19 protein-coding genes are annotated in these 19,530 nt (G+C 60.4%); 6 read left to right on the top strand and 13 right to left on the bottom strand.

Going from position 1 to position 19,530, the window contains the following annotated elements:
* Positions 1–66: 66 nt before the first annotated feature.
* From BMX80_RS10195 to BMX80_RS10205, 3 genes are all read left to right on the top strand, one after another.
* Positions 67–339 (top strand): HU family DNA-binding protein, encoded by a 273-nt coding sequence (locus tag BMX80_RS10195; protein ID WP_074868214.1) that lies wholly within the window; start codon positions 67–69, stop codon positions 337–339.
* Positions 340–465: 126 nt separating this feature from the next.
* A complete protein-coding gene (locus BMX80_RS10200) occupies positions 466–861 on the top strand; it encodes a helicase (protein ID WP_074867957.1) in 396 nt (131 codons plus the stop codon).
* A gap of 232 nt (positions 862–1,093) precedes the next feature.
* Entirely contained in the window at positions 1,094–1,873 is a 780-nt protein-coding gene (locus tag BMX80_RS10205; RefSeq protein ID WP_074867960.1) for a hypothetical protein, read from the top strand.
* 24 nt (positions 1,874–1,897) lie between these two features.
* On the opposite strand, the gene BMX80_RS10210 is transcribed toward BMX80_RS10205, so the two are convergent.
* Positions 1,898–2,530, bottom strand: a complete 633-nt coding sequence (locus BMX80_RS10210; RefSeq protein WP_074867963.1) for a LysE family translocator — start codon at positions 2,528–2,530, stop codon at positions 1,898–1,900.
* A 207-nt stretch (positions 2,531–2,737) separates the two neighbouring features.
* On the bottom strand, positions 2,738–4,138 hold the full coding sequence (locus BMX80_RS10215) for an aminoacyl-tRNA deacylase and HDOD domain-containing protein (protein ID WP_074868217.1): 1,401 nt from the start codon (positions 4,136–4,138) through the stop codon (positions 2,738–2,740).
* A 183-nt stretch (positions 4,139–4,321) separates the two neighbouring features.
* Between BMX80_RS10215 and BMX80_RS10220 the strand changes: the two genes are divergently transcribed.
* A complete protein-coding gene (locus tag BMX80_RS10220; RefSeq protein ID WP_074867965.1) occupies positions 4,322–4,768 on the top strand; it encodes a c-type cytochrome in 447 nt (148 codons plus the stop codon).
* A 14-nt stretch (positions 4,769–4,782) separates the two neighbouring features.
* On the opposite strand, the gene recG is transcribed toward BMX80_RS10220, so the two are convergent.
* Both recG and BMX80_RS10230 read right to left on the bottom strand, forming a co-directional pair.
* A complete protein-coding gene (gene recG / locus BMX80_RS10225; RefSeq protein ID WP_074867967.1) occupies positions 4,783–6,861 on the bottom strand; it encodes an ATP-dependent DNA helicase RecG in 2,079 nt (692 codons plus the stop codon).
* A gap of 4 nt (positions 6,862–6,865) precedes the next feature.
* Positions 6,866–7,783 (bottom strand): hydrogen peroxide-inducible genes activator, encoded by a 918-nt coding sequence (locus tag BMX80_RS10230; protein ID WP_074867970.1) that lies wholly within the window; start codon positions 7,781–7,783, stop codon positions 6,866–6,868.
* 240 nt (positions 7,784–8,023) lie between these two features.
* Between BMX80_RS10230 and BMX80_RS10235 the strand changes: the two genes are divergently transcribed.
* Positions 8,024–8,869 (top strand): NAD-dependent epimerase/dehydratase family protein, encoded by an 846-nt coding sequence (locus BMX80_RS10235; RefSeq protein ID WP_074867973.1) that lies wholly within the window; start codon positions 8,024–8,026, stop codon positions 8,867–8,869.
* A gap of 3 nt (positions 8,870–8,872) precedes the next feature.
* Here BMX80_RS10235 and BMX80_RS10240 read toward each other — a convergent pair whose 3' ends face one another.
* The 9 genes from BMX80_RS10240 to BMX80_RS10280 form a co-directional block, all read right to left on the bottom strand.
* On the bottom strand, positions 8,873–9,613 hold the full coding sequence (locus tag BMX80_RS10240) for a ZIP family metal transporter (RefSeq protein ID WP_074867974.1): 741 nt from the start codon (positions 9,611–9,613) through the stop codon (positions 8,873–8,875).
* A gap of 3 nt (positions 9,614–9,616) precedes the next feature.
* The gene (locus BMX80_RS10245; protein WP_074867978.1) at positions 9,617–9,997 is read right to left on the bottom strand and encodes a RidA family protein; all 381 of its coding nucleotides are present in this window, start codon (positions 9,995–9,997) and stop codon (positions 9,617–9,619) included.
* 34 nt (positions 9,998–10,031) lie between these two features.
* The gene (spoT, locus tag BMX80_RS10250) at positions 10,032–12,140 is read right to left on the bottom strand and encodes a bifunctional GTP diphosphokinase/guanosine-3',5'-bis pyrophosphate 3'-pyrophosphohydrolase (RefSeq protein ID WP_074867981.1); all 2,109 of its coding nucleotides are present in this window, start codon (positions 12,138–12,140) and stop codon (positions 10,032–10,034) included.
* A gap of 62 nt (positions 12,141–12,202) precedes the next feature.
* Positions 12,203–12,463: a DNA-directed RNA polymerase subunit omega gene (rpoZ, locus tag BMX80_RS10255; protein WP_071872236.1), complete on the bottom strand. Its 261-nt coding sequence runs from the start codon at positions 12,461–12,463 to the stop codon at positions 12,203–12,205.
* 73 nt (positions 12,464–12,536) lie between these two features.
* A complete protein-coding gene (gene gmk / locus BMX80_RS10260; protein WP_071872237.1) occupies positions 12,537–13,157 on the bottom strand; it encodes a guanylate kinase in 621 nt (206 codons plus the stop codon).
* A gap of 120 nt (positions 13,158–13,277) precedes the next feature.
* Positions 13,278–15,014, bottom strand: a complete 1,737-nt coding sequence (cptA, locus tag BMX80_RS10265; protein WP_074867984.1) for a phosphoethanolamine transferase CptA — start codon at positions 15,012–15,014, stop codon at positions 13,278–13,280.
* A gap of 29 nt (positions 15,015–15,043) precedes the next feature.
* The gene (locus BMX80_RS10270) at positions 15,044–15,445 is read right to left on the bottom strand and encodes a diacylglycerol kinase (RefSeq protein WP_074867987.1); all 402 of its coding nucleotides are present in this window, start codon (positions 15,443–15,445) and stop codon (positions 15,044–15,046) included.
* 92 nt (positions 15,446–15,537) lie between these two features.
* On the bottom strand, positions 15,538–16,794 hold the full coding sequence (locus BMX80_RS10275; protein ID WP_074867990.1) for a sensor histidine kinase: 1,257 nt from the start codon (positions 16,792–16,794) through the stop codon (positions 15,538–15,540).
* A gap of 1 nt (position 16,795) precedes the next feature.
* Complete coding sequence (locus BMX80_RS10280) at positions 16,796–17,464, bottom strand: response regulator transcription factor (protein WP_074867993.1); 669 nt, start codon at positions 17,462–17,464, stop codon at positions 16,796–16,798.
* A gap of 98 nt (positions 17,465–17,562) precedes the next feature.
* On the opposite strand from BMX80_RS10280, the gene BMX80_RS10285 reads away from it, so the two are divergent.
* Entirely contained in the window at positions 17,563–19,518 is a 1,956-nt protein-coding gene (locus tag BMX80_RS10285; RefSeq protein WP_074867995.1) for an LTA synthase family protein, read from the top strand.
* The last annotated feature ends 12 nt before the right edge of the window (positions 19,519–19,530 follow it).

Consider the following 19,530-nt stretch of genomic DNA (forward strand, 5'->3'; position numbering starts at 1 on the left):
CAGACTGACGTCGACCAGGAAGAGTCGGCGCGCAACAACAACAAAAAAACCGTCAACGAGGCTGTTATGCGTAAACCGGAACTTGCTGCTGCAATCGCCGACAAGGCTGATCTGTCTAAAGAACAAGCCAATCGCGTCCTGAATGTCGTTCTCGACGAAATCACCAACGCTCTAAACCGTAAAGATTCTGTGACCCTAGTGGGTTTTGGCACCTTTGCGCAGCGCCATCGTGGTGCGCGCACCGGTAAAAACCCGCAGACCGGCGCTCCGGTGCAAATTAAGGCCAGCAACACCGTTGCCTTTAAGCCCGGCAAGGCCCTGAAAGACGCCGTTAATTAAGCGGCTCGCGCGCGCAGTCGGCGCTACCTGACTGCCCTCCACGCAAGCGCCCAACTTAGGTTGGGCGTTTTTATTGGCGGGCTTTTTAGAATCGCAGGTCCTTTTTCGCCGCTTAAGGGGCTGTCGATGAAATTCCGTTTTCTGCTGTGGATGATGGGCCGTATGTTGGCCAAGGCCAGCAAAACTAATCCGGCCATGCAGAAGCAACTGGAAGGTCAGGACATGGTGTTCCAGCTGCACACCTTAGATGGCAAAGTGGCGCGCCACTTCGTGGTGAAAAACCTGCGTATCACCAGTCACGGCGGCAGCCATCCGCAGCCGGCGTTCTCACTGGGTTTCCGTGACAGCGCTTATGGCTTCGCGACCATGACCGCGAAGAACAAGCAGCTGGCTTTTATGCAGGGTGTGCAGAACAAAGACATCCAGATTCAGGGCAACCCCGGTCTGGTGCTGTGGTTCCAAGGTCTGACCAAGTACTTGGCGCCGAAGAAGAAAGACTCCTCGAGCAAGAAAGCCGCGTAACCCACAGATGGGTGCAGGCACTCAGGCCGCAAGAAAGCCCGCGAGCGAAGGCTAGGCAAGGCAAAAACAGGTGAAAAGCGCAGTTTACGTGCGGTAAATGAGCATTTGAGCCTGTTTTTAACGCCGCATAGCCGAGTGCAGCTGCTTTCTTGCGGCCTGATTTGTGTGTCTGTCGCTTGGCGGTTCCTCTACATTTCGCTAGGCTCAGCGCGCAGTTGTTGAGGGTTTCTTCATGCGCGTATCCGGTTTTGCCTCCTTGCTGGCGCTGATGGCCAGTGTCGTTTCCCTAAATGCTTTCAGTGCCGAACAGCCTGCCGCCAGCAGCACGATTAACCGTGCCTTTGAGGTGGCTGGTATTCATTTGCTCTGCGAGCAAGCCGCACCGCTGCTGCAGCGTGGCCTGCCGGAAGCGTTAAGCCAGCAATACCAAGCCAGCCTTAACCAGCAATTTGCCGCGCGCGAGTTGTGCGCCAGCCTCGCTCGTGATGTGCAGTTGACGCTGAATGAAGAACAGCTGGCCAAGGTCACTGTGCTGCTGGATAACCCCATTGCCGCCACCATGACCGAGCAAGAGCGTTTAGCCACTGGCCCCGGCCCAGAGGGCAGCTTGGGCTTGGCGGCCTATCGCAGCAAAGTGCTGGAGCAAACCCCGCGTGGTCCACGGGTGGACTTGGTCGAGCGCTTAGATGCCGCCGCGCAAACCAGCGCACTGACTAGCCGTTTGCGCTATGAGGTGGGTAAAACCCAAGCGCTGCTTAACCTCAAAGCCCAAGGCGCCGAGTTAAGTGAAGAAGAGCTAAGCCGCCAGACTGCCGAACAAGGTCGCAAGCTTGACGAGATTAGCCGCGAGCAAGTGAAAGTCTTTTTGCTTTACGCCTACCGCCGCGTACCCAGCGAAACCTTACAAACCTACGTGGAGCTGTACGAACAGCCGCCGGTTAAAGCACTGATGCGCACGGTGAAAGACAGCCTTAGTCACGTGTTTGCCGAGCGCCGAGGGCAGCTGAAATAAGCTGCGTAGGGAACTTAGAGTCTGCTAGCGTTCACTCAGCGCTAATCGCCCCGCTAAGGCCAACAATACCCCACCCAGCAAGCGGTCTAGCCACAAGGCCGCTTTCGGTTGTTCGCGGAAGAACCGCGTCGCGCGCCCAGCCAGCAGCACAAAGCTGCCTTCCACCAACATAGCGACCACAATCACCAGCAGGCCGAGGCCGATCAGTTGCAGGGTCGGTTGGCCGTGCTCGGGGCGCACAAACTGTGGCAAGAAGGCCATAAAGAAGATCGCCACCTTGGGGTTAAGAATGTCCACCAGCACGCCTTCGCGGTACGCCCGCCAGGCGCTGCGCGGTGCATCTTGAGCGGCTTTGGGGGTAAAGCTGCTGCCGGCGCTGCGTAGGGTTTGCACGCCTAAATAGACTAAATAGGCCGCGCCTAAGTACTTCACCACGCTAAACGCCAAGGCCGAGCTGGCCAGCAGCGCGGATAAGCCCAGCGCGGCGGCCAGCACATGCACCACCGCGCCCGAGCACACGCCCGCCGCCGAGGCCAAGCCCACGCGGGTGCCGTGCGCCAAGGTGCGCGAGAGAATAAACAGCAGATCAGGGCCGGGGGCTAAGTTCAGCGCCAGTGCGGCGCTAAAAAACACCAGCCAGTAGGTGAGGTCGTCCATGAGTCATTACCCAAGCAAAGAAAGACCGCCGGTCCAGACTGTGTGAAAACGTCGCGAGCGTAGGCTAGGCAAGGCAAAAACAGGCGAAAAAGCGCAGTTTACGTGTGGTAAATGAGCATTTTGAGCCTGTTTTTAACGCTGCATAGCCAAGTGCAGTAGTTTTCACCCAGTCTGGGTTGGCGGTCTTGTGTATGAGGTCTGGCTAGTTTAACCGCCGCTTTGGTGAAATTGGCTAATCAGTTCGCGCAGCGCCACTTCGGCATCCATCACCTTATTGACTGCCTCCAGCGCTTTATCCGGTTCGATATTCAGCGCTTGATATAGCTCAGCGGGGATCGGCTCTTGGCTATCGCCACCGATACCGCGTTGGTGCAGCAAGCGTGTGGCGAGGCAAACCAAGTTGGCATAGGCGTGATGCGCACCGCGATAGCTGGGGTCGTGCTGAAAGCGCAGTGCGGTGGCGATTTCTTCGGGCATGTCCCAAAAGCGCATCAGCCAGCCGCCCATTTGCTCGCGGCTAATGCCCAGCAGGTGTTGCTCCAGCACGTTGTGCGGCACGTGCGGGTTGGCCTCCATGTGTCGGCAGATCAGCGAGAAATGTGGCGGAAACACATGCGCCAACACCAGATAACCGAAGTTATGCAGCAGGCCGGCGAGATAGCTCAAGCCGGCCTCAGGGCGCTGAGGGCGTGGAATGGCGCGGGTCAAGCCTTCGATAACCGCGGCGGTGTAAATGGCTTGGTCCCAGTAGGGAATGCCCTTTTGCGGGCCGTCTTTGGGCAGGCTCAGGCTTTTGCCCAGGGCTAGGCCCAGCGCCAGATTAATCACCAAATCAAAACCCAGCACGCGGACGATGGCGTCTTCTACCGAGCGAATCTTGCCCGGCGCGGCGTAATAGGGCGAGGCTGCCCAGCTGACTACTTGCGCGGCCAGCGCGGGGTCGGTTTCCACCACGCCGGTGATGTCTTCTACGGTGGCATCGGGGTCGACGCGCAGCTTGATGATTTTCTGCGCGGTTTCTGCTAGCGGCGGGATTTCTAAGGTTTCTTCCAAACGCTGGCGAATACGCCGGGCGGTGAAGTTTTGCACCGCTTGGGTGATTTCTTCGCGGTCGTCGTCGGGGCGGTCGAGGTTTGGTTGGATTTGCGCCAGCGGCACGGCAAAGCGCGCTGAGCTGGCTTTGCTGAGCAGACTTTTAAAGTTGGGGGTGGGCATCTCCAGCAGCACACCTTTGTGCCCCGAATCGATCAGCACGGTGGGCGGGGTGAGTAAGCCTTCCTCATAAATGCACGGTGAGCTGGTCAGCGGCGGCAGGCCCGGTAAACCGTCGAGCTTGTGTTTGCCGAGCATGCGGTCGAGGCGCTCTTGGCGCACCGGGTTGAGCTTGCGTCCGGTGAGCTCGTTGAGTGCGGCCAAGTCGAGCAAATGGCTCTGCGGGAAGAGCACCAGTAACGCGCCCACTTGGTCATCCAGCAGCATGGCTTGCACACGCTGGGCGGCGTCGATGTTGGGGTTATCCAGCACCATCTGATAGGGCAAAGACAATTTGCTCATCAGTTGCTGAATGATGCCGGGAACGGCAGGCGGAGGGATCTGGGCGTCGGTCATGGCCAGTGGCTCGCTCATCGCGCATACCTTTTGCTGAGTTTTCTTGCAGTATAAACAGCTTGCAGCGAATTGCCCCCACCGGCTAGCCGCCAGTGGTGCGGAAAACTTGACCACTGACAAGGACAACGTCGGCATGGCTTGCCTAGCCTGAGCCTATTCACCTAACCAAGCTGGAGAGGCGCCATGCGCACACTGGTGATCGGCGTGCTGCTGGGTTGGCTTAGCCCAACGCTGGCGGGGCAGCCCCTGACGGAGTATCAACCGCTGCTGGATGAAGGCTTGCGCGAGCGCTTGCAGGCGGCGGATAGCGCCGCTGGTGAGGCATTTTTTGCCCGCAAATGCGCGCAGTGCCACGATGCCGCCGGCGATGGCATCGACTTCACCGGCCCGCTGCTATGGAACGTGGTGAACCGACCGATAGCCGCGCGGGCGGGGTTTAACTACTCTGCGGCCATGCGTGCGACTAGCGGCCGTTGGGACTTGCCCGCGCTGGATTACTACCTCGCCGATACCAAGCGTGCGATACCCGGGCGCAGCATGAACTTTGGCGGCATTAGCGACGCCGAGCTGCGCGCCAGTGTGTTGCTGTATTTACGCAGCCTGAGCGATGCGCCGGTGCCATTGCCCTGAATAAAAGGCTGAACTCAGACCTGCCCGTACTGCTGCCCGTGGCGCAGCCAGCGTGCTAACAAGGGGCTCACGGCCTGCGGTTGATTGGCCAGCAACTCGGCGGCGGCATCGCGCACGGCGGGCAGCAAGTCGGCATCGCGCTGCAAGTCGGCAATGCGGAACTGCAAGAGGCCAGTTTGCCGCGTGCCGAGCATTTCGCCGGGGCCGCGCAGTTCTAGGTCTTTCTCGGCAATGATGAAGCCGTCGCAGGTCTCACGCATGATCGCCAAACGCTCGCGGCCGATGTGCGACAGCGGCGGGTGATAGAGCAGCACGCAATGACTGGCGGCGCTGCCACGGCCTACGCGACCGCGCAGCTGGTGTAGCTGGGCGAGGCCTAGGCGCTCGGGGTTTTCGATAATCATCAGGCTGGCGTTGGGCACATCCACGCCCACTTCGATCACCGTGGTGGCGACCAAGAGTTGCAGCTCGCCCTGCTTGAAGGCGTCCATCACCTCGGCTTTTTCCGTGGGCTTCATGCGCCCGTGGATCAGACCGACGCGCAGCTCCCCGAGCGCCAGCTGCAGCTCTTCATAGGTGCTTTGCGCGGCTTGGCAGGTGAGTTCTTCCGACTCTTCAATCAGGGTGCACACCCAATAGGCTTGGCGGCCTTCTTGGCAGGCGGCGCGCACCCGCTCGATCACCTCGCCACGGCGGCTATCGCCCAGCACTAAGGTGTTCACCGGCGTGCGCCCGGGCGGTAGTTCGTCGAGCACTGAAGTGTCTAAATCGGCATAGGCGCTCATCGCCAGCGTGCGCGGAATCGGCGTGGCGGTCATGATCAGCTGATGCGGACACAAACGGCCGCTGACGCCTTTCTCACGCAACGCCAAACGCTGCTGCACGCCGAAGCGGTGTTGCTCGTCGATGATCGCCAAGGCCAGCGACTCGAACTGCACTTCAGCCTGAAACAGCGCGTGGGTGCCGACCACCATGCGCGCGCTGCCGTTGCCAATGCGTTCCAGCGCGGTGGCGCGGGTCTTGCCCTTGAGCTTACCGGCCAGCCACGCGACCTCGAGCCCCAGCGGTTGTAACCAGCGCTGAAAGTTGACGTAGTGCTGCTCGGCGAGGATCTCAGTGGGTGCCATTAGCGCCACTTGGTAACCCGCCTCCAGCGCTTGCAGCGCAGCCAAGGCGGCGACCACGGTTTTGCCCGCGCCCACATCGCCTTGCACCAAGCGCAGCATGGGTGCGTCTTGCGCGAGGTCGTAGGCAATCTCGGCGGCCACACGCTTTTGCGCACCGGTGGGGGCAAAGCCAAGATTAGCCAGATAGCCGTCCACCAAGCGCTGGCTCGGCGGCAAAGCCGGTGCTTGCAGGGCGCGCACTTGTTCGCGCAGGCGCTGTAGCGACAGCTGGTGGGCGAGCATTTCTTCAAACGCCAAACGCTGCTGCGCCCAATGCGCGCCTTCGGCCAGTTGCTCCAGATTGGCATCCGGCGGCGGTTTATGCAGGTAGCGAATCGCCTCGGCCAGCGGGCCTAAGTGATAGTCGCTGCGCATGTGCTCGGGTAGCCAGTCCGGCAGCGTGCTGTCGGTGAGGCGGGCTAGCGCAGCATCGGCCAGCTGGCGCAGGCGCGCTTGCGATACGCCCTCAGTGGCAGGGTAAATCGGCGTGAGGGTTTGCGCCACGGGCAGCGGCTCGTCTTCTTCCAGCACGCGGTACTCGGGGTGGTAAATCTCCAGTCCCGAGGCGCCGGGGCGCACTTCGCCATAACAGCGCACCCGCGCCCCTCGGGCGAAGGCGTTCTTCTGCGCGGCGCTGAAGTGATAGAAGCGCAAACTCAGCGTGCCGCTGCCGTCTTGTAGGCGTACCAGCAGGCTACGGCGGCGACCCATCAGCACATCGGCACCGGCGACGAAGCCTTCCAGCACCGCATCTTGGCCGGGCCGCAAAGCGCCGATCGGGGTGATGCGGGTGCGGTCTTGGTAGCGCAGCGGCAGGTGAAACAGCAGGTCTTGCAGGTTCTCCAGCCCCAGGCGGGTGAGTTTTTCTGCCTGCGCCGCGCCGACGCCTTTGATCACCGTCAGCGGGATGGCTGCCAGATCGGTCATCGGCTTAGCCTCTGGGCTTACTGACCGAACACAGACGCATGGAGTCGGCCAGCACCTCGATGGCCTGATGGCGCGGGAAGCTCGCCCGCCAGGCAATCGCCACGGTGCGTAGCGGCGCCGGGGCGCAGAACGGCCGCACCTCCAAGATACCCGGCGCGTAATGGTGGCTCTCCACCGCCGAGAGCGGCAGCACGCTAACCCCAAGCCCGGAGGCGACCATATGGCGGATGGTCTCCAGCGAGGTGGATTCGACCGTGGTGTGCTTGTGTTCGTCGTCTTGCGGGCGGCTCAAGGTGGGGCAGGCTTCGAGGATTTGATCGCGGAAGCAATGCCCTTCGCCAAGCAGCAGCAGGCTCTTGTCATTCAGCCACTCGCGTTGGATTTCGCTGTATTGGCACCACGGGTGGCCAGCCGGCAGCAGCACGCTGAATGGCTCGTCGTAGAGCGGCTTGGTCAGCACATCGGCTTCTTGGAAGGGCAGCGCGATGATGATCGCATCCAGCTCGCCGGTGCGCAGTTTGTCGCGCAGCACGTGGGTGAAGTTTTCTTCGATATACAGCGGCATATCGGGTGCGACACGGTGCAGCTGCGGAATCAGGTGCGGGAACAGATACGGCCCGATGGTGTAGATGGCGCCGACCTTGAGCGGTGCTTTGAGCTGATCTTTACCGGCTTGCGCCAGCTCGCGGATGGTCTGCGCTTGCTCCAGCACCTTCTGCGCTTGGGCAATCACCGGCGCGCCGACTTCGGTGACGCGCACCGCGCTTTTGCTGCGCTCAAAAAGCAAAATGCCCAGCTCGTCTTCGAGCTTTTTCACCCCCACCGAGAGGGTCGGCTGGCTCACATGGCAGCGCTCGGCGGCGCGGCCAAAGTGGCGTTCTTGGGCGAGGGTTACGATGTAGCGCAGTTCGGTCAGCGTCATAGGTAAATTCCATTGATCTGCGGCGAAGCATAGCTTTGCTGTAGTGCAAGACCAAGTGTCTGGCATCATGGAATAAAGGAAGCGCTGATTGAAGCGCCGAAGGGGTCAAGCACAAGGCGTACGGAGCGCAGTCACCGAGGCATACCGCCCGGTAGGCGAGGTTACGAGCACCACACCGCGCAGTGATTGGATCGTGCAGGCATTAAAGCAGTGTTGCCTAAACACAACAGGAGTCAGTTCATGGCACAGGTAGTCATTGTCGGTTGTGGCGATGTTGGCAGTCGTTTGGCAGCGCAGTTGCAGCAGGTCGGGCACACGGTGACGGGCGTGCGCCGTAGCGCCGTGCCGTTGCCAGCGGGCGTGCAGGCGCTACAGGCGGATGTCGGCGTGGCAGCGTGTCCGGCCGATTGGCCGGCGCAGGTGGATTATCTGGTGTATGCCGTGGCCGCCGGTGCCGGCGGCGAGGCGGCGTATCAGGCCGCGTATGTCGAGGGCTTGCGCAATGTGCTGGGCTGGCTGGCGCAGCGCGGTCAGCAGCTCAAGCGCCTGTTGTTTGTTTCCAGCACTGGGGTGTATGGGCAGAGCGACGGGCAATGGGTGGATGAAACCTCGCCCTCCGAGCCTGCGGGCTACAGCGGGCGCATTCTGCTCGCTGCCGAGCAATTGGCACTCGAAAGTGGCCAGCCGGCCAGTTGGCTGCGCTTGGCGGGTATCTATGGTCCAAGGCGGGGTTACTTGCTCAAGCAAGCGCAAAGCGGTGCGCGGGCCGAGCCGCTGCAGTTCACTAACCGGATTCATGCCGACGATGCGGCCAACTTGCTCGCCACCCTCATCGCGCAAGCGGAACAGGGCGCTGCGCTGGAGGTCGGTTACCTTGGCGTGGATGACGAACCAGCGCCGCTGGATGAAGTGCTGGCGTGGCTGCGCGCCGAGCTGGGCATTGCCGCAGGCACAGGCGAGCTGGCCAAGCGCCGCGCGGGCAGCAAGCGCTGCAGCAACCAGCGTGCGCGGGCCTTAGGTTGGCAGCCGCAGTACCCCAGTTACCGCGAGGGTTATCGCGTCTTGTTAGCTCAAAACGCTTTGTAAAGCTTAAGCCCCAACGCCATGCAGCAAGTGTTGCCCAGCCCAGCCGAGCATATAGCCCGCTAGCGTACCGAGCGGCGGGCCCCAGTGTTGGCGTAGGGGGATTTTTGGCGCGATGTCTTGGAACATCAGGTACAGAATGCCGCCGGCGGAAAACAGCATTAGCCACCCCAGTAGCATGGGGGAGCTGTGCAGATAACGCATGCCCAGCCAAGCGCACAGCGGCCCCAACAGGCTGAGCACGGCAAACAGCCCGAGCAGTGCGTGGCGATGGGCCGCCACGGCAGGCAGGCGTTGCAGTTCACGCTGTGCATTAAAGCCTTCAGGCAGATTTTGCAGAGCAATCAATACGGCCAGCAACAATCCGGCCTCGGCGTGTTGCGGCAGCAAAGCGCCCAAGGCCATCGATTCGGGGATAAAGTCCAGCAGCATGGCCAGCAGCAGCGGCAGGCCGAGCCCGGTGCGCGGCAGGTGTTTTTCCAGCAAGAGAAAGGTCACGCCGCCAAGGCTCAGCGCCAGCAGTTGTTGCCACAGTGGGATGAAACGGGCGCCTTCAGGAATCAGCACCAAGGTGACAGCGGCGAGCAGGGCGCCGGCGCCGAACGCCAGCAGGGTGTGGCGTAGTTCGCCATCCAGCCAGCGCGGGAATAACTGAGGACGCCCGGCGAGCCAAGCGCCCAGCGGGATGGTCAGGCCGCCTAGCCAGGCGTATGCAAGCGCCGTGACCAGAGGGCCTGAATCGGGCATGGCTTACGCCAGCACCAGAATCGCGTCCATTTCCACCGCAGCGCCTTTGGGCAGGGCCGCTACGCCGATGGCGGCGCGGGCTGGGTAGGGCTGCTGGAAGTAACGGCCCATCACTTCGTTAACGGTGGCGAAGTGGCTCAGGTCGGTGAGGAAGATATTCAGCTTGGCGATGTCGGCAAGCGAGCCGCCGGCGGCTTCACACACGGCCTTGAGGTTTTCGAACACTTGCACGGTTTGCGCTTCGAAGCCTTCGACCAGCTCCATGGTGGCCGGGTCGAGGGGGATTTGCCCGGACAGGTACACAGTGTTGCCCACTTTCACGGCTTGCGAGTAGGTGCCGATGGCGGCGGGGGCTTTGTCGGTGCTGATAATGGTCTTGCTCATGGCAGTTCCTTGTCTTGATTGAGGCCGGTAGGCCTCAGTTACGAATGCGTTGGATATGCATCACGCCTTTTAAAGCGCGCAACTTTTTGATGACGCGCGAGAGGTGCAAACGATCACGCACGCTGATGATCAGGTGCACCACGCTGACGCGGCCGTCGCGCTCGTCCATGCCGATCTTCTCGATATTGGCATCGGTGGCGGTGATGCCGGTAGCGAGCACGGCGATCAGGCCGCGCTGGTGCTCCAGCTCGACGCGCAGCTCGACATTGAACTCGCCGCTGACGTCTTTCGCCCAGGTCAGCGGGAAGCACTTCTCCGGGTTGTGGCGGATGTCCGTGATATTGCGGCAGCTGTCGAGGTGAATGACCATGCCTTTACCGGCGGACAGGTGGCCGATGATCGGGTCGCCGGGAATCGGCGTACAGCACTTGGCGTAGCTGATGATCAGCCCCTCGGTGCCGCGAATCGCCAACGGGCTGTCGGGGTTATGCGCCGGCTCGTGGTCTTGCGCCAACAGGCGGCGGGCCACTACGTACGCCATGCGATTGCCGAGGCCGATTTCTTCCAGCAGGTCGTCACGTCCGGCGAGCCGATATTCGCTGAGCACGGTGTGCAGCACGTCGTCGGCGATTTGCTCCAGCTTTAAGTTGAAGGCGCTTAGCGCCTTATTCAGCAAGCGCTCGCCAAGCGAAATGGACTCGCTACGGCGCTGCTGCTTGAGCGCATGGCGAATGTGCGTGCGCGCCTTGCCGGTGATCACGAAGTTCAGCCACGCCGGGTTTGGCCGTGCGCCGGGCGCGGTGATGATTTCCACGGTTTGCCCGCTTTGCAGCGGCTCAGACAGCGGCGCCAAGCGCTTGTCGATACGGCAGGCGATGCAGCTGTTGCCCACGTCGGTGTGCACGGCAAAGGCGAAATCCACCGCCGTCGAGCCCTTGGGCAGCTCCATGATGCGGCCCTTGGGGGTGAAGATGTAGACCTCGTCGGGGAACAGGTCGATCTTCACGTTCTCGATAAATTCCAGCGAGCTGTCGGCGTTCTTTTGCAGCTCCAACAGGCCCTTTACCCACTGGCGGGCACGGGCGTGGCCTTGCTTTAAGTTCTCGCCTTCGGCGGATTTATACAGCCAATGTGCGGCGATGCCTTGGTTGGCCAGCTCTTCCATCTCGCGGGTGCGGATCTGGATTTCCACCGGCACGCCGTGCAAGCCAAACAGGGTGGTGTGCAACGACTGGTAGCCGTTGGCTTTGGGAATCGCGATGTAGTCTTTAAAGCGCCCGGGAATCGGCTTGAACACGCCATGCACGCTGCCGAGCACGCGGTAGCAGGTATCGACCTTGTCGACCACGATGCGGAAGGCGTAGACGTCCATGATTTCGTGGAAGGCGCGCCGCTTGCCGCGCATCTTCTTATAGATGCTGTACAGGTGCTTCTCGCGGCCGTGTACTTCGCCTTCTAAACCGTCGCGCTCTAAGGCGGCGCGCAGCGATTCTTCGAGCTTGGAGAGAATCTCTTTGCGATTGCCGCGCGCCCGGCGCACCGCGCGCTGAATGCGGTCGGCGCGCATCGGGTGCATGGCTTGAAAGCCTAAGTCTTCGAACTCGATGCGCATCTGGTGCATGCCCAGACGGTTGGCAATCGGTGCGTAGATCTCGAGGGTTTCTTTGGCAATGCGGCGCCGCTTGACCGGCGGCATCACGCCTAAGGTGCGCATGTTGTGCAGGCGGTCGGCGAGCTTAACCAGAATCACGCGGATATCGCGGGCCATGGCCAAGGCCATTTTCTGGAAGTTTTCCGCCTGTGCCTCGGCCTTGGTCTCAAACTGCATTTGGGTCAGTTTGCTGACCCCGTCGACCAGCTCGGCGACGGTTTCGCCAAACTGCGCGCTGAGCGCTTCTTTGGCGATGCCGGTGTCTTCGATCACATCGTGCAACATGGCGGCCATCAGGCTCTGATGGTCCATGTGCATGTCGGCGAGAATATGCGCCACCGCCAGCGGGTGAGTCACATAGGGTTCGCCGCTGCGGCGGCGTTGGCCGTCGTGGGCTTGCTCGGCGTAGTAAAACGCGCGGCGCACCAAATTGACTTGCGGCGCGCTTAGGTAGCCGCTGATGCGCTCAACAAACGCGTCAAGCGTGGGCATGGCGAGGCCTCCGGTCGGCTGGCTGACCGCGCGAGATACCGCGCCATGCGTGATCCACAGAGTTACAGGGCCTCGGCGTTCTCGTCGTCGAAGGCATAAATCGGTTCGTCTTCAACCAACTCCTGCTCTTGCACGTATTTCATGTCGACCAAGCCGCCAGCGATTTCGCGCAGGGCTACTACGGTGGGCTTGTCGTTTTCCCATTCAACCTTCGGCTCTTTGCCGCCGGTGGCCAGTTGGCGAGCACGTTTGGAGGACAACATCACCAGTTCAAAGCGGTTGTCGACGTGATCCAAGCAATCTTCTACGGTTACGCGGGCCATGGTGTTCCTCAGGCTGTCAGTTCAGGGCCCGAAAAACACGGGCAGACCTGATAGTTTAAAAAATGTACAAAGTTTATGACAAGAGGCTAGCCAACAAGTGCGCATGGCGCAGCTGCTGGTGAGCGACCGTCAGGTGGCGATTGCGGAAGATGGCTTTGAAGTCTTCCAGCGCTAAACGGAAATCGTCATTGATGATTAAGTAGTCGTATTCGCCGTAGTGGCTCATTTCTTCCACGGCTTGGGTCATGCGGTGTTCGATGACCTCTTCGCTGTCTTGGCCACGATTGTTCAGGCGGTGGCGCAGCGCCTCACGCGAGGGCGGCAGAATAAAGATCGACCGCGCCTCAGGGATCAGGCGGCGAATTTGCTGTGCCCCTTGCCAGTCGATTTCCAGAATCAGATCAAAGCCATCGGCCAGCGTGTCGCGCACCCACTCTTCGGAGGTGCCGTAGAGGTTGCCGAACACTTCGGCATGCTCCAAAAAAGCGGCACGCTCGATCATCCGCTCGAACTCGCCGCGCTCGACGAAGTGGTAGTTCACCCCGTCCACCTCACCCGGGCGCATGGCGCGGGTGGTGTGCGACACCGACACGCGCACATCGCTGACTTGCTCGATCAGCGCTTTCACTAAGCTGGTCTTGCCCGCGCCAGACGGGGCGGAAACGATATACAGAGTGCCGGGGGTATGAGCCATGAAGCTGTCGCCGATAACGCCAATTGGCCCGCTAGTGTACGCAATGCGAAGCGATTTGTGAGGCCCGCAGGTCACAGCGCGTGGCGTTGGCCGCTGCTGTGACCTGTTTGTGCGCGCTTTTTATTTGCTTTGCGCCACGTGGGTTGGCGCGGTTTTGGGTTTGATCAGGCTGAAATCGATCAGGTTTTTCGGTTGCTCCGGGTTGCCGATGAGCAGTGGCTGGGCGACAAAGCCGGCGTTGACCAAGCTCTTGCTGGGCTCGAAGCGATCAAAACGCAGCTCGCTAAGATCGGCCAGGGTGTGGATAAAGTTCATGCTGCTATAGGGGCGTTGCAGCATGCTGCTGAAATCACGCGGGTGGGCGCTTTGCCACGCCGCTGAACGCCAGACGATAAACGGCACGGTGTACATGGGCGCGGTGGGGCGGCCTTCGTTACGGCCTAAGGTGGCGTCATCCGGGGCGTCGAACACCGCTTCGCCGTGGTCAGACAGGTACACCAGTAGCCCTTTATTGCTGCCGCTGTCGAGACGTTCGATCAGCCCGGCGACCACGTGGTCGTTGAACAGCACTGCATTGTCGTAGCTGTTGTAGGTTGGCAGTTCGTAGTCATCCACCCACGCCGGTGCACCTTGGCGATCGGTAAAGCGCTCGTAGTTTTGTGGGTAACGGTATTGGTAGCTCATGTGGGTGCCCAGCAGGTGCACGACGATAAATTTGCGTGGCGCCGGGTCGTTTAGCGCCTTGGCGAACGGCTTGAGCACGTCATCATCGTACTGGCGGGCGTTCTGCTCGCGGTTGTTATTCAGGTACACCTGCTCGTCGGCCTGCTGCGAGAAGGTGGTCAGCATAGTGTTGCGCGCGGTGATGGTTTGCTGATTGGTCACCCAGTAGGTCTTGTAGCCGGCCTGTTTCATCAAGTTGACCACTGAAGGGGTGGTGAGATAGTCGTTAGGATGGGTTTGGTCGGCGAAGGTCAGTACCTGTTGCAGCGCTTCGATGGTGTAGGGGCGCGGGGTGACGACGTTATCGAACACGGCCAGCTGTGCGCGGCGTTTTTGTAGCTCGGGCGAGGTGTCGCGGCGATAGCCGTACAGGCTCATGCGTTGGCGATTGGTGGATTCGCCAATCACCAGCACAACGGTTTGCGGCCCGTTGCCGGACAGGTCCTTGAGCCCCTCCAGCGGTGGTAGTGCTTGGTTTTGCGCGAGCAAGTTTTGCATGTTGTGCAGCTGTTCGCGGTATTGCGCGTAGCCCATTAGCAGTTGCCACGGTACCGCCGGTTCTAGGCGTTTTTCTAAGTGCACGCGGGCGCTATGCAAGTCGCCGGTGGCGAGGAATTCTTTACCAAACGGATAACCAACGCTGCTTATCAACACCAGCACGGCAATCATCGGACGCCAGTGTTGTGGGGCATAAGCAGGGCGAATCTTGTAGCGCCAGATCAACCACGCGCCGGCGATGTAGGCGGCAAAGGCGGCCGCGTTGCCAAGGCTAAGGTACTGAACTAAGTATTCGCTGCCCTCGCGCAGGTTGGACTCGAACAGAATGAAGATCACGCTTTGCGAGAACTCCTGCCCGTACACCAAGTAATAGCCAAAGCTCAGTAACGATAAGCTGCCGAGCAGCAAGCCGAGCACGGCGGTGATGCGTTTGGTTTGCGCCGGCCACAGCAAGGTTGGCGTTAGCCACAAAATGCTCATGGTGGTGGCTTGGCGAAAACCGCTGAAACCCGCATCGCCGTTGAGCTGAATGAGCAGGTGGGTTACGCCGGAGAAATACCAAAAGAACAAGAATTGCCAGCCCAGTGCGCGCCAATCAAAACGCGGCGTGCTGGTCGATTGCACGGTGTGCTGCATAAAGACTCCTTAAGCTGCGCCGTGGCGGCTTACAGCAAGATGACCGCCCAGGTGCTGGCAACGATCAGCAGGGCAAAGGTTTGTGCGGCGCTGCCCATGTCTTTGGCTTGCTTAGACAGGGTGTGACGTTCGAGGGAGATGCGGTCGATAGCCGCTTCGATGGCCGAATTGAGTAGCTCAATGAGTGGGCACAACAGTGCGCTGGCGATCAGCAAGGCGCGTTCGGCGCGGCTGACGTTGAGGTAACAGGCCAGAGGAATTAACAGGGCATTGAGAGCGATCAGCTGGCGGAACGCAGCTTCACCGCGCCAGGCCGCGCACAAACCGGCCCACGAGTAACCCGTGGCGTTAAGAATGCGGCGCACACCGGTTGCGCCTTTGTACGGCTGTTGCGTTAAGGCAGCTGAATGTTTGAGGGAGCTTGCAGGCATGAAAGACCTCCGCGTGAGCCTGAGAGTGTTCTGCAGGCTAACGACGGCGGTATCACGACAACGTCAAGCGAATGTGAAGAAAGTGTCAATGCTCATGATTTTAGGCGCACGCTAAAGCAGCTGCCCTGCTGTGGCTGGCTGCTGACCTCAATCTGCCAGCCTTCGCGCTCGCAGATTCTTTTGACCAAAGCTAGACCTAAGCCCAGACCCTCGCCACGGGCGTGGCGGCCACGCACAAAGGGCTCAAACAGTTGCGCTTGTTCCTCGGCGGTAATGCCGCCACCGCTGTCGTGCACGGCAAAGCCGTGTTCATGTAGCTCTAAGCGCACATGGCCGTTTTCTGTGTAGTGCCAGGCATTGCGCAGCAGGTTATTCAGCACGGTGCCGAGCAAGCTGGCGTCGTAGTGGCTATCGGCGGCGGCATGGCCGCTAAGGCTAAAGTCCAAGCCTTTGTCGAGCATGGCTTGGCGCCAATGCTCGACGTGCTCTTGCGCAACCACGCCAAGGGTGGCGCGCCGGTTAGCCAGCGCGTGGCGCGGGTCGCGGGCTAATTGCAAGAAGGTATGCACCAGCTCTTGCATGCTCTGGCTGGCGCGTTGAATACGTGCCAGTTGGTTGCGCTGTGCTGGTTGCAGGTCGCTTTGCTCAAGTAGTTCGCACGAGCTACCGATCACCATTAAGGGCGTGCGCAGCTCGTGGCTGACATCGCTGGTGAACCACTGTTCGCGCTGTAGAGCGTCTTGCAGTTGCGCCAAGGTGGTGTCGAAGGCGCGTGCCAGCTCGCCGATTTCATCGGCGCTGTAGTGGCGTTGCAGCGCGTGCAGCGGGCTCTGCCCGGGGCGCAATTGCCGGACATCGTCGGCTAGCCGGCTGACCGGGCGCATCACCTGTCGCGCCATTAACCAGCCCAGCGCCCAAGCCAGAATCAGGGTGACGATAAACCCGGCCAAAACAATGTTGAACAAGGCTTGTTCACGTTGCTCAAACTCGTCTTGCTGCTGCAGCAGCACATGACGTTGACCATTGCGCAGCAAGGTGTAGGCGTAGAAGGCACGATCTGGCTCGAACACTTCACTGAAGCCTTCCGGCAGCTGGGCGTAGGCTTCTGGTAAGGCGTAGCGTGCGTCTAACGTGGTGAACAGCTGGCTGTGCGCGTCTAAGCGCGGCTGCTGCTTTAGGGCAATGTCTTCCTGCAGGGCGGTATTGAGGTCGCGCAGCATGTCGTTGGCAACCAGATGCTCTTCGACCAAGTGCACGATGGCGACGATGCTTAGCGAAAACACCCCGCTGACAATGGCGGTGAGCAGCACATAGGCCAGCAGAATGCGGCGAATAAACGGCAGATGCATATCAGGGCTTCAAGCAGTAGCCAATGCCATGCACGGTATGCAACAGGGCGTTGGCGAAGGGTTTGTCGATGGCTTGGCGCAGCTGGTGAATGTGGCTGCGCAGGCTGTCGCTGTCGGGGCTGTCGTCGCCCCACAAGGCTTGTTCAAGGGCTTCGCGACGCACCACGCCGGGGCTTTTTTGCATCAGCACTTGCAGCAGTTTTAGGCCCAAAGGGTTTAAGCGGATGGCTTGTTGCTGACGGCTGACTTCGAGCGTATCGAGGTCGTAAACCAAATCAGCCACTTGCAGCTGGCGCTGCCGATTGCCTTGGGTGCGGCGCAAGATGGCCTCGATCCGCGCCACCAATTCGGCCAGCGCAAAGGGCTTGATCAGGTAATCGTCGGCTCCGGCACGTAGGCCTTGCAGGCGGTCGTCTAGTGCATCGCGGGCGGTGAGCATAAGAATCGGCACACTGCTGCGCGCTTCGTTCCGTAGGCGCTGGCATACCTGCAAGCCATCGAGGCCGGGCAACATCAGGTCGAGCACGATCAGGTCGTAACTGTTTTGGCTGGCTAAGTGCAGGCCGCTTAAGCCATCGCGTGCGCAATCGGTGGTGAAGCCTTTGAGGTTCAGGTAGTCGAGCACGTTGGCGAGGATGTCGGGGTTGTCTTCGATCACCAAAATACGCATGAAGCCTCACATGACATTTTTTTCACATGGTCTTAACGGGGTGCTGACGTGCGCCGCCAGACACTGTTCGCCTTGCTGGTTGAACAGAGGATCCGAGCATGTTGAGCGAACGTACTGCCGTCGTGCGGTTGGGGTTATTGCTATTGGGCACTTGGCTGGCGCTATTCAGTGTGACGCGCCTAGTGTTGCTCGTACAGTTTTTCAGCGTGGCAAGCATCACCATGCGCGACGTGCTGCAGGTGCTTGCGTTAGGCCTCGCTTATGACGTGAGCTTTTTGCTGTATGCCGCGCTGCCACTGCTGCTGTTGCTCTGGCTGCCCGAGCGGCTGTGGCGCCGCCGCGCTATGTTCACTGCGCTACAGGGCGTACTGCTGCTGAGTGTGTTTGTGATGCTGTTTGTCGCCGCGGCCGAGTGGTTGTTTTGGGATGAGTTCGGCGTGCGCTTTAACTTTATTGCCGTGGACTACTTGGTTTACTCCGATGAGGTGCTGAACAACATTCTTGAGTCATACCCGGTGTATCCCTTGCTGGCTGCCTTGGGCTTGCTGGCGGTGACGATTACCGCGGCACTCAACCTTTGGCTGCGTCGCGCGTGGCAGGCGCCGTTAGCGACCTTGCCGCAACGGGCGCTACTGAGTGTGGGTTTAATCACAGCGGTGTTTGCTGTGGTGTTGGGCGTTGGGCAAGACTTCCCGCGCCCGGCACAGGGCAATGCCTATCTGCGTGAGCTGGGCAGCAATGGCCTGTATCAGTTTTTTGCCGCGTTTCGCAATAACGAGCTGGACTATCCCAGCTTTTACGCCACTTTGCCGCAGGGCCAAGTGGCCTCGCTGTTACAAGCCGAATGGCAAGAAAGCAATGCCCGTCTAGTGGATGACGGCGTGTTGCCGGTGCGCCGGCAGATCAGCAATCAGCCGTTGGCTAAGCCGCGTAATGTGCTGTTAGTCACCATCGAAAGCTTAAGCGCTAAATACTTAGGCAGCATGGGCGACACCCGTGGGCTGACGCCGAACCTTGATCAGCTGCGTACGCAGAGTGTGTTCTTCAACCAGTTTTACGCCACGGGCACACGCACTGACCGTGGCTTGGAAGCCATCACCCTATCGGTGCCGCCCACCCCGGGCCGCTCTATTGTGAAGCGCTTGGGTCGTGAAAGCGGCTTTGCCAGCCTAGGCCAGCAACTGACCGCACAAGGCTACGACAGCGTGTTCGTCTATGGCGGGCGCGGTTATTTCGACAACATGAACACGTTCTTTGCTGGTAACGGCTACCGCGTGGTCGATCAAAGCAGCGTGCCGGATGCGGACATGTCATTCACCAACGCGTGGGGGATGGCCGATGAAGATCTGTATCGCCAAGCCATGCAAATCGCCGATCAGGATTACGCCACGGGTAAGCCGTTTTTCCTGCAGTTGATGACCACCTCGAACCATCGCCCGTACACCTACCCAGAAGGGCGTATTGATATCCCCTCTGGCGAGGGGCGCGAGGGCGCGGTGAAGTACACCGACTATGCCATTGGCGCATTTCTGAAAACGGCACGCACTAAACCGTGGTTTAACGACACCCTGTTTGTGTTTGTGGCCGACCACACTGCCGGTAGCGCCGGCATAGAAGACTTGCCCGTGGCTAATTACCACATCCCCTTGTTTATCTATGCGCCGGGCTGGCTGGCGCCACGCGAGGTTGATCGGTTGACCAGCCAGATCGACCTGGCTCCGACGCTGCTGGGCTTACTGGGGATGAGCTATACCTCGACCTTCTTCGGCGTAGATGCCCTGCGCGCCGATGCGCCGCCGGGGCGTGCCCTGATCGGTAACTACCAGCATTTAGGCTTGTTCGATGGCCGTGATTTGGCGATTTTGAGTCCGCAGCGCTTAACCCGTCGTCACGACGATGCGCTGGGCTTTAGTCACGAGCACGCCACCGACAGCAGCGACCCTTTGCTACGCCGCGATATTGCCTACTACCAAGGCGCTAGTTATGCCTACCGGCAGCATTTACTCAGCTGGCAAGCGGGGGCGACTTGGCAGCAAGCACACGCGCGCCGCTGAGGGCGCGCATTG

It is taken from the genome of Atopomonas hussainii (genome assembly GCF_900109735.1).
Lineage (GTDB): Bacteria > Pseudomonadota > Gammaproteobacteria > Pseudomonadales > Pseudomonadaceae > Atopomonas > Atopomonas hussainii.

Bases quoted from the DNA above. Each gene is read 5' to 3' on its own strand.
- BMX80_RS10195 (WP_074868214.1), top strand. From the start codon at position 67: ATGCGTAAACCGGAACTTGCTGCTGCAATCGCCGACAAGGCTGATCTG.
- BMX80_RS10200 (WP_074867957.1), top strand. From the start codon at position 466: ATGAAATTCCGTTTTCTGCTGTGGATGATGGGCCGTATGTTGGCCAAG.
- BMX80_RS10205 (WP_074867960.1), top strand. From the start codon at position 1,094: ATGCGCGTATCCGGTTTTGCCTCCTTGCTGGCGCTGATGGCCAGTGTC.
- BMX80_RS10210 (WP_074867963.1), bottom strand. From the start codon at position 2,530: ATGGACGACCTCACCTACTGGCTGGTGTTTTTTAGCGCCGCACTGGCG.
- BMX80_RS10215 (WP_074868217.1), bottom strand. From the start codon at position 4,138: ATGACCGACGCCCAGATCCCTCCGCCTGCCGTTCCCGGCATCATTCAG.
- BMX80_RS10220 (WP_074867965.1), top strand. From the start codon at position 4,322: ATGCGCACACTGGTGATCGGCGTGCTGCTGGGTTGGCTTAGCCCAACG.
- recG (WP_074867967.1), bottom strand. From the start codon at position 6,861: ATGACCGATCTGGCAGCCATCCCGCTGACGGTGATCAAAGGCGTCGGC.
- BMX80_RS10230 (WP_074867970.1), bottom strand. From the start codon at position 7,783: ATGACGCTGACCGAACTGCGCTACATCGTAACCCTCGCCCAAGAACGC.
- BMX80_RS10235 (WP_074867973.1), top strand. From the start codon at position 8,024: ATGGCACAGGTAGTCATTGTCGGTTGTGGCGATGTTGGCAGTCGTTTG.
- BMX80_RS10240 (WP_074867974.1), bottom strand. From the start codon at position 9,613: ATGCCCGATTCAGGCCCTCTGGTCACGGCGCTTGCATACGCCTGGCTA.
- BMX80_RS10245 (WP_074867978.1), bottom strand. From the start codon at position 9,997: ATGAGCAAGACCATTATCAGCACCGACAAAGCCCCCGCCGCCATCGGC.
- spoT (WP_074867981.1), bottom strand. From the start codon at position 12,140: ATGCCCACGCTTGACGCGTTTGTTGAGCGCATCAGCGGCTACCTAAGC.
- rpoZ (WP_071872236.1), bottom strand. From the start codon at position 12,463: ATGGCCCGCGTAACCGTAGAAGATTGCTTGGATCACGTCGACAACCGC.
- gmk (WP_071872237.1), bottom strand. From the start codon at position 13,157: ATGGCTCATACCCCCGGCACTCTGTATATCGTTTCCGCCCCGTCTGGC.
- cptA (WP_074867984.1), bottom strand. From the start codon at position 15,014: ATGCAGCACACCGTGCAATCGACCAGCACGCCGCGTTTTGATTGGCGC.
- BMX80_RS10270 (WP_074867987.1), bottom strand. From the start codon at position 15,445: ATGCCTGCAAGCTCCCTCAAACATTCAGCTGCCTTAACGCAACAGCCG.
- BMX80_RS10275 (WP_074867990.1), bottom strand. From the start codon at position 16,794: ATGCATCTGCCGTTTATTCGCCGCATTCTGCTGGCCTATGTGCTGCTC.
- BMX80_RS10280 (WP_074867993.1), bottom strand. From the start codon at position 17,464: ATGCGTATTTTGGTGATCGAAGACAACCCCGACATCCTCGCCAACGTG.
- BMX80_RS10285 (WP_074867995.1), top strand. From the start codon at position 17,563: ATGTTGAGCGAACGTACTGCCGTCGTGCGGTTGGGGTTATTGCTATTG.